The sequence below is a fragment of the Allobosea sp. NPDC055594 genome (assembly GCF_053618995.1).
The window spans coordinates 1-14,928 of sequence record NZ_JBSHIO010000034.1 but is presented as its reverse complement, the minus strand read 5'-3'; the positions used below and the strand labels follow the sequence as shown (position 1 = coordinate 14,928).

The window sequence follows — 14,928 nt, the reverse complement described above, 5'->3', positions numbered from 1 at the left end:
GCCGTTAAACTCCTCAGCGCTGATGGTACTGTGTCTCAAGACCCGGGAGAGTAGGTCGTCGCCGGGCCTGTCAAGGATATCCCTCTAAACAATGATGAAATTCAGAACGCTGCTGCCGATGACGATTTCGGTTGCCGCGTGACTGGTTTGACGCGGGGTGGAGCAGCCCGGTAGCTCGTCAGGCTCATAACCTGAAGGTCGTAGGTTCAAATCCTGCCCCCGCAACCACTGAGACAAACACTCCCGAGAGCTCCGCTCCGGGAGTGTTTGTTTTTGTCGCCTTTCAACAGGTTGCCGTCGCGCCCAGTCAGGGATCGTACCGATCTCGTCGCGCCGTGACCACGGCGTCAGCACGATCTTTCCGATCGGCAGCCGCAGCGCTTGCCAACTCGGGCCGTTCTTCGGAGTGGTTGAGAGCTTCGTGATCTTCTGCGCGCAGATTACGGAAGCGCTCGGCACCGTCTTGCGACGCCGAGCCAGTTTCACGCTGCTTGATCGCATTCTCTTTCCGGCGAGGCGTCACGCTGCCGCTTCGAACGGGTGGTGACAGCGGAACATTCCGCCCGCGGTCCCGGTCGCCTCCGGCATCTGCGTGCGGCAGAGATCGCTCGCCCGCGGGCAGCGTGGGTTGAACGGACAGCCGGGCGGCGGGTCGACAGGATTCGGCGGCTCGGCGATCGCCTCCGACCAGTCGGGGCGTCGCCCCGGCGTCGGCGGCAGGACTGCGTCGAGCAGCGAGCGTGTATAGGGATGGCGGGGCCGCGCGAACAGCTCCTCCGTCCGGCCGGTCTCGACCAGGGTGCCGAGATACATCACCGCCACCCGCTCCGCCATATGATAGACCACGGCGAGGTTGTGGCTGATCAGCAGAACCGTGAGGCCGAGCTTCTTCTGCAGCGTGCCGATCAGGTTGATGATCTGCGACTGCACGGAAACGTCGAGCGCCGAAGTCGGCTCGTCGCAGATCAGGATACGCGGCTGTGCGATCAGCGCGCGTGCGATGGCGACGCGCTGGCGCTGCCCGCCCGAGATCTGGCTCGGATAGGCGTTGAGCAGATGCGGCGGTAGACCGACCGCCTGCATCATCTCGGCCACGGCGGCCTGCCGGCTGCGGGCATTGCCCTCGCCGCGGACGACGAGCGGTGCCGCGATGATGCTGCCCAGCGTCTGGCGCGGATTGAGCGAGGAATAGGGATCCTGGAAGACCGGCTGGATCAGCCCCGCTCGCTCGATCCGGTGATAGGACGCGATCGGCTTCCCCGCCACGGTGACGGAACCGCTGCTCGGCGCCTCGATGCCCAGCATCAGCCGCGACAGCGTGGTCTTGCCGCAGCCGGATTCGCCGACGATCGCGACGACCTCGCCCTGCTGGACCTCGAGATCGATGCCGCGCAACGCCCGCAGGGTGCGTCTTTCGCCATGGAAAGCGACGGCGTAGTCGCGCGTCCCGCCGACGATGCTCAGTGCGGCCTGCGCGCTCACGACACCACCTCGCCCCGCTCCTCGAAACCCGGTTCGCCGGCCCGCTCCGCCACTGACCGGACGCAGCGTAGCGCACGGTCGCTATCCTGCAGCACGAGCGGCACCGGGACGGCGCAGACCGGCCGCGCATAGGGGCAACGTTCCATGAACAGGCAGCTTTTCACCTCGCCTGTCGGCGGTGGCACGATCCCCGGTATCGACCCCAGCAGTGCGCCGCGCGCGGTGCGTCCCGGCGTTGGAATCGCCTGCAGCAGGCCCTCGGTATAGGGATGCGCCGACGCGGTCAGGATGGCTGAGGTCTCGCCGGTCTCGACCACTTGGCCGGCATACATCACCGCGACGCGGTGGGCCATCGTCGCGACTACGCCGAGATCATGCGTGATCAGGACGATGCCGACGCCGGTCTCCGCCTGTAGCTTCGCCAGCAGCCCGAGGATCTGTGCCTGGGTGGTGACGTCGAGCGCCGTCGTCGGCTCGTCGGCGATGATCAGGTCCGGATCACAGGACAGCGCCATGGCGATCATAACACGCTGGCGCAGGCCACCGGAAAGTTGGTGGGGGTATTGTTCGAGCCTGGCCGCCGGCGACGGGATGCCGACCCGGGCCAGCAGCGAAACCGCCCGCTCCCGCGCCTCCTTCTGTCCGATGCGCAGATGCGTGCGCATCACCTCGGTCATCTGGCTGCCGATCGTGTAGCAGGGATCCAGCGAGGTCATCGGGTCCTGGAAGATCATCGCGATGCGCGGTCCGCGCAGCTTGCGCCATTCCGTCTCACGCAGCCCGATCAGCGGCTGCCCGTCGAAGTTCAGCCGGGCCGCCTCGACCCGGCCCGGCTTCGGCACGAGCCCCATCAGCGACAGCGCGGTGAGGCTCTTGCCGCAGCCGGATTCGCCGACGATCGCCAGCGTTTCGCCCCGCGCGACCGACAGCGCGATGCCGCGCACCGGCTGCAGCACGCGCCCCTGCGCGGTCGGGATCGTGATCTTCAGGTCCTCGAGCTCGATCAGCGCGCTCTCCCTGGGAGTGCTCATGCCCGGCCCTCCGGGGCGACGACGTCGCGCAACGCGTCGCCTAGCAGGTTGATCGCCAGCACCAGCGTTACCAGCGCGACGCCGGGAATCGCGATCAGCCAGGGCCGGAACAGCAGCTGGTTCTTCGATTCCGCCACCATCAGCCCCCAGGAGGCGAGCGGCGGCTTGACCCCGAGGCCGAGGAAGGAGAGCGCGGCCTCGAGCAGCACCGCATGCGCGACCTCGACGGTCGCGACCACGATCAGCGGGCCGACGATGTTGGGCAGGATCTCGACCAGCAGGATGCGCGGCGTCGAGGAGCCGATGGCGCGCGCCGCGATGACGAAGTCGCTATGCGCCAGCCGCTGCGTCGCGCTGCGGGTCACCACCGCGAACCGGTCCCAGAGCAGGAGCCCGATCACCACGACGAGCACGCTCAGCGAGGAGCCGACGACCGCGACCACGACGAGCGCAACCAGCACGACAGGAAGCGTCAGCCGGATCGTGATCAGGAAGTTGATGACGAGATCGACCCGGCCGCCGAAATAGCCGGCGGCCATGCCCATCGCCGTGCCGATCAGCCCCGAGACCAGCACCGTCGCGATGCCGATGAACATCGAGATGCGGGCGCCGTCGACGAGGCGCGCCAGCAGGTCGCGTCCAAGCTGGTCGGTGCCGAGCGGATGCGCCCAGCTGCCGCGCACATCCCACACCGGCGGGACGAGGCGGGCGCCGAGATTCTGTGCGACGGGATCAAGCGTGAACAGCGGCCCGACGAGTGCGACGAGCAGGATCAGCAGGATCGCACCACCTCCCAACCAGAAGCTGCCATGCCGCAGCAGGCGGTGCAAAGCGAGCCGGCGGGGGCTCATCGTGGTGAGTGTCGCCGCCGTCATGAGATGCGGATCCTCGGATCGATCAGGGCGTTGAGCAGGTCCGCCAGCAATGTCAGCAGCGCATAGGTCAGAGCGATCAGCAGCAGGATGGCCTGGATCACCTCGATGTCGGAGCGCTGGATCGATTGCCAGGCAAGGAGTCCGAGCCCTTTCAGCGAGAAGACCGTCTCGACGACGATCGAGCCGCCGAGCATGAAGCCAAGCTGCACCGCCGCCAGCGAGACGACCGGGATGATGGCACTGCGCAGTGCATGAAGCAGCACCACGCGCCAAGCCGGAAGCCCATAGGCCCGCGCCGTGCGGACATGGTCGGACTGCATGACGTCGATCATGCCCGAGCGCGTCAGTCGCATGAGTGCGGGAGCGGCGTAATAACCCAGTGTCACCGAGGGCAGCACGAAATGCAGCCATGTCGCCGAGCCGGAAATCGGCAGCCAGCGCAGCTGCACGCCGAAGATGTAGATCAAGAGCAGCGCGAACAGGAATGAAGGCAGCGCCTGCCCGGCAACCGCCAGACCGAGCGCGAAACGGTCCAGCGCCGTATCACGATGGAGGCCAGCGAGGATTCCGAGCGGGATGGAGAGCAGCAGCGCGAAGACCAGTGCCGACAGGCCGAGCTTGGCGGTGACCGGGGCGTGCTCTGCGAGCACGGTGGTCACGGACTGGCGCAGATAGAAGGACCGGCCGAAATCGCCGGTCAGGATCTTGCCGATCCAGGCGAAGTACTGCGTGTGGATCGGTTGGTCGAAACCGTAGAGCCGGCGGATCGATTCCACATCGGCCGGAGAAGCCCCCTCGCCCGCCATCGCTGCGGCGGGATCGCCGGAGAGATGGACGAGCGAAAAGGCGAGCACCGAGGTGCAGGCGATCACCAGCAGGGTGACGAGCAGTCGCCGCGCGAGAAAACGTAACATGATGTTCGATCAGTCGGCGGCGACCGCTTTCCTGCTCACTTCTTCCAGCGTGCCAGGTAGAAGTGGGCCAGCTCGTCCGGCGTCACCGGCAGGTCGAGTTCGGCGTTGAAGGCGTAGGTCCGGCCGTAGCTGAACAGCGGCACCATGTAGGCCTGCTCGTTGATGCGGGCGAGCGCCTTGCCGTACAGTTCCTTGCGCTTCTCCGGATCGACAGTCGTGTCCGCCGCCTGGAGCCAGTCGCGCACCTGCTCGTCACGGGCATAGTCATCGGTGCTGAACTTGAAATAGTTGCTGACCGAGGCCGAGGCGTCGAGCACGCCCTGCGAACCCCAGCTCAGATGGGCCACCTCGGCCTTGCCTTCCTGCAGGATCGGCCGCAGCGCGCGCCACTGCAGATAGCGCAAGTCGGTCTTGATGCCGACCGCACGCAGATAGTTCATCACCGCCTCGGTATAGGGCCGGTCGCGATAAGCGTAGATCGGGATGGTGAAGCCGTCGGGATGCCCGGCCTCTTTCAGCAGCGCCTTGGCCTTGGCGGGATCGTAGGCATATTCCTCGGTCTTGGCGTCGCAGCCGAACTGGCGTGCGTCGCACATGAAGCGCAGCACCTCGGAGCCGTCGCCGACGAGATCACGCGAGATCGCCGCCCGGTCGATGGCGTGGAACATCGCGCGGCGGACGCGGACATCCTTCATCGGATTGTCGCCGGAGCGGCCGACCGCGTCGAGCGAGAGGAACGACATGCGCGTCGTCGGCGCGGCCTTGACCGTGACGTTCGGCATTGCGGCAAGCTGCTTGGCGTTCTCGGACGGCACGCCCCAGATCCAGTCGAGGCCGCCGGTAACGAGTTCGGCGAGCTGCGTGTCGGTGTCGGGGATGGTCTTGTAGATCAGCGTGCCAATCGCCGGCTTGCCCTTCGGCTGTCGGCGAAATAGGCGTCGTTCTTGACCAATGTCACCGAGGAGCCGGACTTGAACTCCTTGAGATTATAGGGGCCGATGCAGACCGGCTGGACCGCTCCCCAATCGCGCCGCGGCTTACCGCCGGTGTTGACGGTCGGCGCCTTGTCGTAGTGCCCCTCGGGATAGATCGGCGTGATGCCCGAGAAATACTCGATCGCAGCAGGCGTGGGCGCCTTGGCCTTGAAGATCACCGTGTCGGTGCTGGGCGCCTCGACATTGTCGATCCAGTCCACCAGCAGCCGGGTAACCACGCCGCTGTCCGGCTGGCGGGCATGGTTGTAGGTGTAGGCGACGTCGGCAGCCGTCAGCTCCTTGCCGTTCGAGAACTTCAGTCCCTTGCGCAGCTTGAACTCAAGCGTCTTGTCGTCGATCCAGCGATAGCCGGTCGAGAGCAGCGGCTTGTATTCGCCCTTGATCGGATCGCGATACATCAGCGTGTCGCACATCTGCTGTGCGATGATCACGACCTCGCGTAGATTCTGGTAGTAGAGATCGACCGTGTCGACCTCGCTGGCCGAGGCGAAGACCAGCGTGTCGTCCGCCTTGCCGGCCTGGGCGGTGCCGGCACCGAGGCCGAGCGCTGCCGCGACAGTCAACGCGGCCGCCATGCTCCGAGTCGTCATCATCGTTCCCCTCCGTCCCGTTTCAGGATCAGTCTCCACTCCCGGCCCTCTCCTCATGGCCGGGAATGATCGCTTGCGACCTTCTCAGACCGCGCGTCTCACCGGCAATCGGATTGTCGAATTCCATGCGCCGCCGCGATGCAGTGTCAGCTTCGGCGGGCGGCCATGCGGCACCTGCCCGCAATGGTCGGCATCGGCGCCTGCGATCGCGATGCGGATGCGGCTCCCTGCCCTGAAGGTCCATGACGTCGGCAGCAGCGCGAAATGCAGGCGCTGCGGCTCGCCGATCGGCATCGGCGCGGCATCGGCTCGCGTGAAGCTGCGGAACGGCCAGCTGGTGCGATGCTCCGCCGGGCACTCGCTTTCCTTGCGATGCAGCGCCCGCAGCAGCCCTTCGGTGACGTAACGGACCATGCCGTCCGCCTCGACCTCAGAGAGATAGACGAAGACCGCGGCGTCCGGCTCGTTCGACGCCACCCGCAGGTCGGCGATCACATGGCCGGACACTTGCCAGTCCCGCTCCAGCGGAGCGGAATCGTAGCGCAGCATCGCCTCGTCCCGGCCCTGCCAATCGATGTAATAATCGCGGCTATCGATCGCGGCGATGCGCTCATAGCGGGTCTGGCCGCCGGTGCCCTTGCCGAAATCGACCTGGTAGTCGTCCACCCCCGCGGCGCCGGCCTGCGGCGAGAGGCGCGCGCCTTCGTCGAGATGCAGCGTCTCGCTGGTCTCGACCGGCGGCCAGGACGCGGCCTCCTGCCAGGCTTCCTCATGCATGGTGTAGTAATGGATCGGCGCCTCGTCGCGGAGACCGGTGTCGAGGCCCATGAGGTACTCGTCGAAGAAGCGCAGCACCTCGCCGACGACGGGAAAGTCCGGCTCGACCTTCGGCCGCCAGGGCGAGCAGTCGATGCGCGCACCATGGTCCCAGGGACCAAGCAGGAGATGCCGCTTGGCGTTCGGCAGTGTCAGGAAGCGGCTGATCGAGCCGTTGGCATAGCCCGCGCCGTCCATCCAGCCTGAGACCGAATAGACTGCGACATCGGGATCGATGCCCTCGTAGAAACCGTAGGGACTGAACTTGGCCGAGGTGAACTCCGGGTCATAGGGCAGCGTGTCGCCCTTGAATTTGAACTCGGTGATGAAGTCCGGCATGTGGAAATTACCGATATGCTCGGTGATCGCCTGCCGGCAGAGCGCCCCGTCCGCGTCCTCGTCCACCGGCTGCGGGCCGGCATAATTCGGGTTGGCGTAGTAGGAGATGTTCTTCAACAGGTCGCGCCGGTCGTGATCCATTGCGATCATCAGGTCGTCATAGACCCGCGCCAGTTCCTTCAGGAGGATGCCGCCCGGATAGTAATGGTCCGAATAGGTGTCCCAGACCGCGAAAAGCGGTGCGATCGCCTTCACGGCCTCGTGGCCCGTGCTGGCCAGGAAGTCCGCCGCCGCGCCGAGATAGGATACGCCGGTCGCGCCGATCGCGCCGTTCGACCAGGGCTGCGCCACGATCCAGTCGGCGATGGCGCGGCAATCCTCGCGCTCGCGCGGCGAACGGAAGCTGTCGCGCGTTCCGAAGCTCGCTCCCGTACCGCGCACGTCGATGACGACCAGCGCGTAGCCGGCAGGTACGAAATTGTCGCGATAGCGGAATGAGCCGGGCGTGACCTCGTCGCCCTTGCTCCAATCGGCCAGTGCGAACCGGCGGTAATAGGGGGTGAAGATGGTGATCGCCGGGAACGGTCCCTCGGCAGCCACTCCCTCCGGCGTCTGCGGAAGATAGACATCGACCGCGAGCCGGCAGCCATCCGGCATCGTCACATACTGCGAGAACGGCTTCTTCGACACGCCATAGGAGCGCTTGCGGTCCTTCAGATAGGCCTGCGGGGTCACGCGCCAGGCCGCATTCTCGCTCGCCATGAAAGTTGCCCGTCTCAAACCGTTCCACTTCGAAATTCGAGCGTCGCAAACCCTCGACATATGCGTCAAATGCGTAATAAAGAGAACATCATGCTTAATTCGCATATTAAATAGATCGGATGGCGGCGCTGCGGGGATTGGAGGCCCTGAGGGCCTTCGTCGAGACAGGCACCGTATCGCGGGCCGCGGCAAGGCTCGGCCGCACCCAGCCGCAGATCGGGCGACTGCTCAGTGCGCTCGAGAGCGAGCTCGGCTTCCAGCTGTTCGATCGGCAGAACAAGCGCCTGAGCCTGACCGCCGAAGGCCGCGAGTTCTACCAGCATGCGGAGCGGCTGCTGCAGGGACATGACGGACTTGAACGCTTCGCCGCCCAGCTGCGTCGTGGCGGGCGCCACCACATCCGCGTGCTCGCCGCGCCGCATGTCGCCGAGGCCATCGTCATCGATGCCGTGGCCAAGCTTTCCCGAAGCGACCCACGCTTCACGGCTAGCGTCGATTCACGCGTCCGCATCGATATCGACAGCTGGCTCGGCCAGGAGCACTTCGATCTCGCTGTCACCGTTCTCCCGATCAGCCATGCCGGCTTCGAAACCGAAGAATTCTTGCGTATCGAAGCTGTGGCCGCCATGGCGGACTGTCACCCGCTGGCGCGGCTGGAGGCGGTCACGGTCGCGGACCTCGCCAAGACCAGCTTCATCGCGACCCACCGCCGCTCGCTGATCCAGAAAGAGATAGAACGCCAGGCGGACGAGGCCGGAGTTACGCCCGAATCGCGCTTCGAGACGCAGAGCGGCATGATTGCATGCCAGCTCGCAGCGCGCGGCCTCGGCTGTTGCGTCGCGGACCCCTTCGTCGCTCATTCGAGCGGAGCGCCCGGCCTGGCCTTCCGGCCCTTCCGGCCTGCTATCGAGCTGCGCTACGGTTTCGTTTTTCCCGCCTGGCAAAGCCGTTCGCGCTTGGCTCGGGAGCTTTCGGGAGCGATCGCGGAGCAGGCGAAAGCACTTTGGAGCGCGATCAGGACGTCGTTCGGTTAAGCAGCCGAAGCAGAGATTCGAGATGATAACCCGGCCGATTGGCCGGGCGCCGGATTGAATGTCCGCTCATTGACCATGGCCCAACGCCAGCTCTTGGCGCAGGGCCGATACCGAGCGGTGCATCAAGCTGCCTGACCGGCTTGTATCGCCGCTTGTGCGGATTCCCTGACAACCTCAGGCCGAGGCTGAAGGCTCGGCGATCGGAACCGCCAAGCTTTGCAGCAGTCTGAGACGGTGGCTGATGGCCAGCTATGGATTTCCCGCCATAGAATTGGACGCCTAAGGGATGACCGGCGCGCGGTAAGTGAAGGTGTGCATCAGCGCGACCGCGAGCAGCATGACCACCGGGAAGTGGATGAAGAACTGCATCGATGTGTAGCCGATCAGGTCCTTCGACTTCAGCTTGAGCACGCCGAGGAGCGGCAGCATCCAGAACGGGTTGATGAAGTTCGGCAAGGTCTCGGCGATATTGTAGACCATCACCGTCCAGCCGAGATGCGCGCCGATTTCGTTGGCGGCCTTCATGATGTAGGGCGCCTCGATGATCCACTTGCCGCCGGCAGAGGGGATGAAGAAGCCGAGGATCGCCGAATAGATGCCGACGATGAAGGAGAACACGCTGGCATCGCTGGCGAGGCTGACGAACCAGTGCGCGATCGTGTCGGAGAGCGAGGCGCCTTCGGCCTTCACCCGGGTCAGCATGTAGGCGATGCCGCCATAGAACGGGAACTGCAGCAGCACGCCGGCGACGCTCGGCATGGCCTGCGAGAAGCTGACGAGGAAGCTGCGCGGCCGCCAGTGCAGCAGGGCACCGACGAGCAGGAAGACGAAGTTGTAGGTGTTGAGGCCCGACATGGTGATCAACGGGTTGCCGGACTTGAAGGTCTCGTAGAACCAGCCGGCCGCCAGCACGACGATCAGGATCGTTAGGAGCGGGCTGAATTCGAGATAGTCGCCCGGCCGGGTCGGCTTCTGCTCGGCTTTGACGTCGGTGAGATCGACGCCGAGATCGGCGGCGGTCTTGGCCGCCGCGTCGGACGGGGTGGTGTAGTAGCAGATCGCCGCTGAAAGCAGCGTGCCGACCACGATCACCAAGAGGTTCTGCCAGGTCAGGATCGTCTCGTAGAAACTGATCACCCCGGTGATCGGCATCAGCGAGGGCGGGATACTCGCCGGATTGGCCTGCAATTGCGCCGCCGAGGAGCTGATGCCGAGCGTGAAGCCGAAGCCGAGCCCGAGATAGCCGGCTGCACCAGCTGCGCGATAGTCGAGGCGGATGTCGCTGCGCCGCGCGATCTCGCGCACCAGCAGGCCGGAGAAGATCAGGCTGACGCCCCAGTTGACCAGCGAGAGCAGGATGCTGACCACGCCGACGAAGACGACGGCGCCGCGGCCAGTCGTCGGCACGGCGGCGGCCCGGCGCATCAGCGCCGCGACAGGCGGCGACAGCGCGACGATGTAGCCGCCGATGGCGACGAGCGCCATCTGCATGGTGAACGGAATGATGCTCCAGAAACCTTCACCGAAGGCGGTGCTGACCGCGACCGGCGAACCGCCATGCGCGATCGCCGCCAGCGCCACCGCCACCGTCGCCAGCAGAACGAAGATATAGGCGTCCGGGAACCAGCGTTCGGAAAAGGCCACCATGCTCTGCGACAGGCGCACGAGGACGCCTTCACGCGGCGCCGCCGCGCGTTCGTTCAGGATCGAATCTGTCATTGTCCCCTCTTATGGCGGTTTGCCGCCGTTGGTCTGCTTCAGGCGTCGAGAACGAGGTCGCTGAGCGGCACCGCACAGCAGGTCAGGCAATCGTCGGGTTCGCCGTCATAGGGCGAGAGATGGCTGGCGGTGCCGGAGACGACACGCAGGCGGCAGCTCTCGCATTGGCCGCTGCGGCAGCCGCTCGGCAGCGACAGCCCGGCCGCCTCGGCGGCATCGAGCAGGCTGCCTGATTGCGCCGACCAGTCGAAGGATGTCCCGCTGCGCTCCAGCACGATGCGGCGCGGCGCCAGATTCGAGGGTATCTCGATCTGCGAGACGAAGACCTCGCTGAACACGTCAAAGCCCGGCAGTCCGGTGCTGGCCAAAGCGGCCCTGGTGTCGGTGACGAAGCCGTCGGGCCCGCAGAGATAGGCGAGCGGCTGGCGCGTTCCAGGCGCGAGGCCGAGCTCTGCGATGTCCGGCCGGCCGGCATGGTCAAAATCGCGGCCGAGCCGATCCTGCGGCCGTGGCCGGGTGAAGGCGCGGAGCACCCGCAGCTCCGGGATTCGGGCGGCGATCATCCGCAGCCAGTCGCCGAAAGGCTGCTCGGCTCCGTTGCGGCAGATATAGACGAGCTCGACGGAGGGTGGACGCTGCTCCGGCGCGATCCGCGCAAGCGCCGCGAGATAGCCGATGAAGGGCGTGATGCCGACACCAGCCGCGACCAGGATCACAGGGCGATCGCCGGTCAAAGGCGGGGTAAAAATTCCCGCAGGCGGCTGCAAGGTGACGATATTGCCCGAGGCGAGTTCATGCAGGCGCGTCGACATCCGGCCGGGCGGCGTGCCGTCGCCACCTGCCGCGATGCGGCGCACCGCGATTTCGTATTCGGCCGGGTTCTCGGTCGGCCCGGTCAATGAATAGCTGCGCGACAACCCCGTCTCGGGCTCGGTCACCTGGACATGCTGCCCGGGCAAGAAGCCGGGTAGCGGTTTGCCATCGAGAGGCACCAGGCTGAAAGCGAGGACGTCGCTCGCTTCGCGACGGCGCGCGGCTACGCGGAAGGCGCGCTCGCCAGCCCACCAGCCGTGCGAGGCGGCCTCGTCCCGGGCGATCTCGCAGGCCACCGCCCGCAGCGGCACCGAACCGCTGATCGGGTCACGGTCGCGGTCCGACAGGATCGCGTTGATATTGCATGTCGCCGCGCCTGTGATTGCTCCACCGGAGCGCCCCAGCGGAGTGCAGGCCTGCCACCAGCCGAACTCGGCGATCACGGTTCCGGTCGGCAAGGTCGGGTCCAGCTTCGCCCTTAAGCGCGCCTCGCCATCATGCGTGCGAATGATCACCCAATCGCCGGCGGTGATGCCGCGTGCCTGCGCGTCTGCCGGGCTGAGTTCGACCGACGGGTCAGGCGCCTTGCGCCTGAGCGAGGCGACATGTCGGTGCGATGAGTGGACGAACCAGCCGGATTTTGCGGTCGAGAGCAGCAATGGCAATTCGGCCGGGCGCCCTTCCGCGCTCGCCGGCTCGACATGTCGCGGTAAAGCCGGGTGGCCCAGTGCGAGCAGCTGTTCAGAATAGATCTCGACGCGGCGGCTCGCGGTCGGGAAACCGGTGACGCAGCCCTCCTTGCGAACCACAGTGTATTTGCGTTCCGGATTGGGCTGCGGCACGCGGATGCCGCCCGGCGCTTTCCGTAATTGCGCAACGTTCAGCCCAAGCGGCTCGAGCTGGTGGTTCCAGCCGGCTTCGATCGAACCGCCGAAGAAGGCCTCGGCGTGACCGAGGCGGCAAGCCAGGTCGAAGGCTATGTCGTAATCGGCCCGGACATCGCCGCGCGGCGGCACCATAGCCTGGCGCAATTGGATGTGCTCGACCGCCGCCTGCGTGATCTCGAAGCCGAGCCGGAGCGCCTCGCGCTCCCAGGGCATGCTCGCCGGCAGGACGATGTCGGCCTGCTCGGCGGTCGGGTTCATGAACATGTCGACATGGACATGGAACTCGAGTGCCTGCAGTGCCGCGCGATTGCGCGCGGAATCGCTCTGTGACACCACGAAATTGGTGCCGAAGCTCATCAGCGCCCTGACGCGGTAAGGCTCGCCTTCGAGCACCGACCGGCAGAAATCGCGCGCGGTAATCCAGCCCTTGGCCGGCGGGCCGAGTGGCAGCTCAGCGAGGCCGAGCGCCTTGCGGCGCTGTGTCTCCGGCAGCAGCGCATAGTCATTCACTGCGCGGAACGGCGGCGGGCTCGTCCAGACATTGCCGCCGATACGGTCGCTCGCGCCGGTCAGCGCATAGAGCGTGCCGATGGCGCGCTCGATCATCGTCGCATTGGAGTGCTGGCCGACGCCGGTCCAGGAATGATAGGCGAGCCGCGGCGAGCCCGCGAACAGGCCATAGAAGCGGGCGAGGTCATCGGTCGCGAGACCGGTGATCCCGGCGACGTGCTCGGGCGTGAAGGCGGCAGCCTCGCGCGCCAGGAGCCGCATCACGGTGGCGCAGGCGATCGCCCGGCCGTCCACGCCCTGCAGCGTCGCTTCGCCGTCTAGGACGATGTCCTGCGGCCGCATCAGCGCCTCGCGGGTGTCATAGGCCACAGGCGAACCATCCGGGCGCAGCAGCACGAAGGCGTCAGCCGCGCGGTCCGGCCAGAGATCGCCCGCCCGAAGCAGGCGCCCCGTCGCGAGATCGACCAGCATCGGCGCATTCGTCCATTGCCGGACGAAGACGTCGTCATAGCTGCGGTTGATCAGGAGATGGCGGATCGCGCCCATGGCGAGCGCCCCGTCGGCGCCCGGGCGGATGCCAAGCCAGAGATCGGCGCTCTCGCCAGCGCCGCCGCGCTTGGGATCGACCACCGCGACGATCGCGCCGCGCTTGCGGGCCTCGGCTATGCGGGTTGCCTGCGCCAGCCAGGTCCGCGTCGGGTTGTGGCCCCAGAGCACGATGGCGTCGGCATTGTCGTAATCGGCAGCGCCGATGCCGCGGCCATAGGTCAGGGCCTGGGCATAATCCTTGTGCCAGCCGCAGATCTCGACGGCATAGATCAGATTGGGGCTGCCGAAGCAGCGGATGAAGCGCTCGACCCATTCGAAGCTGTCGACCATGGGCGTGCCACTCGGCGTGGTCACCGCGAAGGCGACCGTCTCCGCCCCCGTTTCACGGCGAATCGTGCCGAGCCGCTTAGCGATCGTGTCGAGCGCCTCCGACCACTCGATCTCGACCCAGCCCGGCGAATCGGCGCCGCGCGGTGTGGTGCGCTTTAGTGGCCTGGTCAGCCGCAGCGGGCTTTCGATCAGCTCGGGCGCCGCCCGGCCCTTGGCACAGAGTGCCGCCCCGGTGGGATGGGTAGGGTTCGGCGAAACCGCGACGAGGCGCCCGTCCAACACATGGTTCAGCGAGCCACAGCGGGAGCGGCACAGGGTGCAATAGCCTTCTTTGATCTCGGCATTCCGCATATCGGACATGAGGTAGTGTATTACGCGTGACGCGCTACTTCAAGTCAGAGATGCGACTCGCCATATCCGGGGTGCTCATGGCAGAGAGCGCAGACTGTTCGGCGCAAGGTGGGGAACGGATGCAGCTGATCTCGGGAGACGCCAATCTGCGCGAACAGGTCGTCGATCAGTTGCGGATCGCGATCGTCTCGGGCGAGATGCCGCCGGGCACGGTCTGTTCGGTGCCCTCGCTGGCGCGCACGCTCGGGATCTCGACGACGCCGATCCGCGAGGCCTTGCTCCAGCTTACCGCGGACGGGCTGCTCCAACCGATGCGTAATCGCGGCTTTCGCGTCGTCGACCCCTCGATCGACGAACTGCGCGGCATTTTCGAGGTCCGCACGCAGCTGGAGGCCTCTGCTTTTCGTAAACTGGTCAGAATGGGGGCCGGAGACCTTTCGGAGTTGCAGGCACAGGCCGATGCCATCGCTGACTCGGTCGAAACGGGGGACGTGCCCCGCTATCTCGCCGCCGACCGGGCTTTCCATGCCGAATTGTTGGCGCTAGCGGGCAACGAAGTGCTGGCCGATATCGTCCTGCGCCTGCGCGACAGGATGCGCCTATATGGAATCCGATCGCAGCACGGCCTTGAACGGCAGAAGGCGTCAGTGCCGGAGCACTACCGCATCATCGAGATCATCAAGCTGCGTCTCGAAGACGAGGCAGAGGCGTTGATGACCGGCCATATCATGGCTTGGGAGCCGATTTTCACCGAGGCTGTCGCGCTGAGAAGCGCTCAAGGCTAGCCACGATGATTCTCGCCGGTTCTCAAGGTTCCGGGAAACCGCCAGGAAGTCTGTCAACGGCGGTCGGATTCCAGGCCAGGGTGGCGGAGCAAAAGTAGGCCACTGGCGTCGTGGAGCGGCGGATATGGCAAGGGCCCCGATCGGGG

Annotated in this window: 11 protein-coding genes, 1 tRNA gene and 1 pseudogene; 4 read left to right on the top strand and 9 right to left on the bottom strand. The window is 66.1% G+C overall.

From position 1 onward, the window contains the following. Positions 1-151: 151 nt before the first annotated feature. Positions 152-228: transfer RNA gene (locus tag ACWGRX_RS26595), tRNA-Met, on the top strand. A 291-nt stretch (positions 229-519) separates the two neighbouring features. Here the strand turns inward: ACWGRX_RS26595 and ACWGRX_RS26590 are convergent. The 7 genes from ACWGRX_RS26590 to ACWGRX_RS26560 all read right to left on the bottom strand — a co-directional run bounded on the left by ACWGRX_RS26590 (position 520) and on the right by ACWGRX_RS26560 (position 7,804). Next, positions 520-1,482 carry an oligopeptide/dipeptide ABC transporter ATP-binding protein gene (locus ACWGRX_RS26590; RefSeq protein ID WP_452120009.1) on the bottom strand — a complete coding sequence of 321 codons (963 nt, stop codon included), beginning with the start codon at positions 1,480-1,482 and terminating at the stop codon, positions 520-522. Then, positions 1,479-2,513 (bottom strand): ABC transporter ATP-binding protein, encoded by a 1,035-nt coding sequence (locus tag ACWGRX_RS26585; protein ID WP_452120008.1) that lies wholly within the window; start codon positions 2,511-2,513, stop codon positions 1,479-1,481. Before ACWGRX_RS26585 ends, ACWGRX_RS26590 begins: the two co-directional genes overlap by 4 nt. Continuing rightward, the gene (locus tag ACWGRX_RS26580; RefSeq protein ID WP_291640362.1) at positions 2,510-3,388 is read right to left on the bottom strand and encodes an ABC transporter permease; all 879 of its coding nucleotides are present in this window, start codon (positions 3,386-3,388) and stop codon (positions 2,510-2,512) included. The genes ACWGRX_RS26585 and ACWGRX_RS26580 overlap by 4 nt, the downstream gene beginning before the upstream one ends. After that, positions 3,385-4,302 carry an ABC transporter permease gene (locus ACWGRX_RS26575; protein ID WP_452120007.1) on the bottom strand — a complete coding sequence of 306 codons (918 nt, stop codon included), beginning with the start codon at positions 4,300-4,302 and terminating at the stop codon, positions 3,385-3,387. The genes ACWGRX_RS26580 and ACWGRX_RS26575 overlap by 4 nt, the downstream gene beginning before the upstream one ends. A gap of 35 nt (positions 4,303-4,337) precedes the next feature. Beyond that, entirely contained in the window at positions 4,338-5,180 is an 843-nt protein-coding gene (locus ACWGRX_RS26570; protein ID WP_452120011.1) for an ABC transporter substrate-binding protein, read from the bottom strand. A gap of 11 nt (positions 5,181-5,191) precedes the next feature. Then, on the bottom strand, positions 5,192-5,887 hold the full coding sequence (locus ACWGRX_RS26565) for an ABC transporter substrate-binding protein (protein WP_452120006.1): 696 nt from the start codon (positions 5,885-5,887) through the stop codon (positions 5,192-5,194). Between the two features lie 84 nt (positions 5,888-5,971). Next, positions 5,972-7,804 (bottom strand): CocE/NonD family hydrolase, encoded by a 1,833-nt coding sequence (locus ACWGRX_RS26560; RefSeq protein WP_452120005.1) that lies wholly within the window; start codon positions 7,802-7,804, stop codon positions 5,972-5,974. 119 nt (positions 7,805-7,923) lie between these two features. On the opposite strand from ACWGRX_RS26560, the pseudogene ACWGRX_RS26555 reads away from it, so the two are divergent. Continuing rightward, positions 7,924-8,052: pseudogene (locus tag ACWGRX_RS26555) on the top strand (helix-turn-helix domain-containing protein); the annotation flags it as partial. Positions 8,053-8,208: 156 nt separating this feature from the next. Further along, a complete protein-coding gene (locus ACWGRX_RS26550) occupies positions 8,209-8,838 on the top strand; it encodes a LysR substrate-binding domain-containing protein (RefSeq protein WP_452120010.1) in 630 nt (209 codons plus the stop codon). A 279-nt stretch (positions 8,839-9,117) separates the two neighbouring features. On the opposite strand, the gene ACWGRX_RS26545 is transcribed toward ACWGRX_RS26550, so the two are convergent. Next, on the bottom strand, positions 9,118-10,557 hold the full coding sequence (locus tag ACWGRX_RS26545) for a short-chain fatty acid transporter (protein WP_452120004.1): 1,440 nt from the start codon (positions 10,555-10,557) through the stop codon (positions 9,118-9,120). A gap of 38 nt (positions 10,558-10,595) precedes the next feature. Next, a complete protein-coding gene (locus tag ACWGRX_RS26540; protein ID WP_452120003.1) occupies positions 10,596-14,006 on the bottom strand; it encodes a molybdopterin-dependent oxidoreductase in 3,411 nt (1,136 codons plus the stop codon). Positions 14,007-14,116: 110 nt separating this feature from the next. Here ACWGRX_RS26540 and ACWGRX_RS26535 point away from each other — a divergent pair, with 110 nt between their 5' ends. Then, a complete protein-coding gene (locus ACWGRX_RS26535) occupies positions 14,117-14,782 on the top strand; it encodes a GntR family transcriptional regulator (protein WP_452120002.1) in 666 nt (221 codons plus the stop codon). Positions 14,783-14,928: the final 146 nt, after the last annotated feature.

Excerpts from the sequence above, each read along its gene's own strand:
- ACWGRX_RS26575 (WP_452120007.1), bottom strand. The coding sequence starts at position 4,302 with ATGTTACGTTTTCTCGCGCGGCGACTGCTCGTCACCCTGCTGGTGATC.
- ACWGRX_RS26585 (WP_452120008.1), bottom strand. The coding sequence starts at position 2,513 with ATGAGCACTCCCAGGGAGAGCGCGCTGATCGAGCTCGAGGACCTGAAG.
- ACWGRX_RS26545 (WP_452120004.1), bottom strand. The coding sequence starts at position 10,557 with ATGACAGATTCGATCCTGAACGAACGCGCGGCGGCGCCGCGTGAAGGC.
- ACWGRX_RS26535 (WP_452120002.1), top strand. The coding sequence starts at position 14,117 with ATGCAGCTGATCTCGGGAGACGCCAATCTGCGCGAACAGGTCGTCGAT.
- ACWGRX_RS26565 (WP_452120006.1), bottom strand. The coding sequence starts at position 5,887 with ATGACGACTCGGAGCATGGCGGCCGCGTTGACTGTCGCGGCAGCGCTC.
- ACWGRX_RS26560 (WP_452120005.1), bottom strand. The coding sequence starts at position 7,804 with ATGGCGAGCGAGAATGCGGCCTGGCGCGTGACCCCGCAGGCCTATCTG.
- ACWGRX_RS26580 (WP_291640362.1), bottom strand. The coding sequence starts at position 3,388 with ATGACGGCGGCGACACTCACCACGATGAGCCCCCGCCGGCTCGCTTTG.
- ACWGRX_RS26540 (WP_452120003.1), bottom strand. The coding sequence starts at position 14,006 with ATGTCCGATATGCGGAATGCCGAGATCAAAGAAGGCTATTGCACCCTG.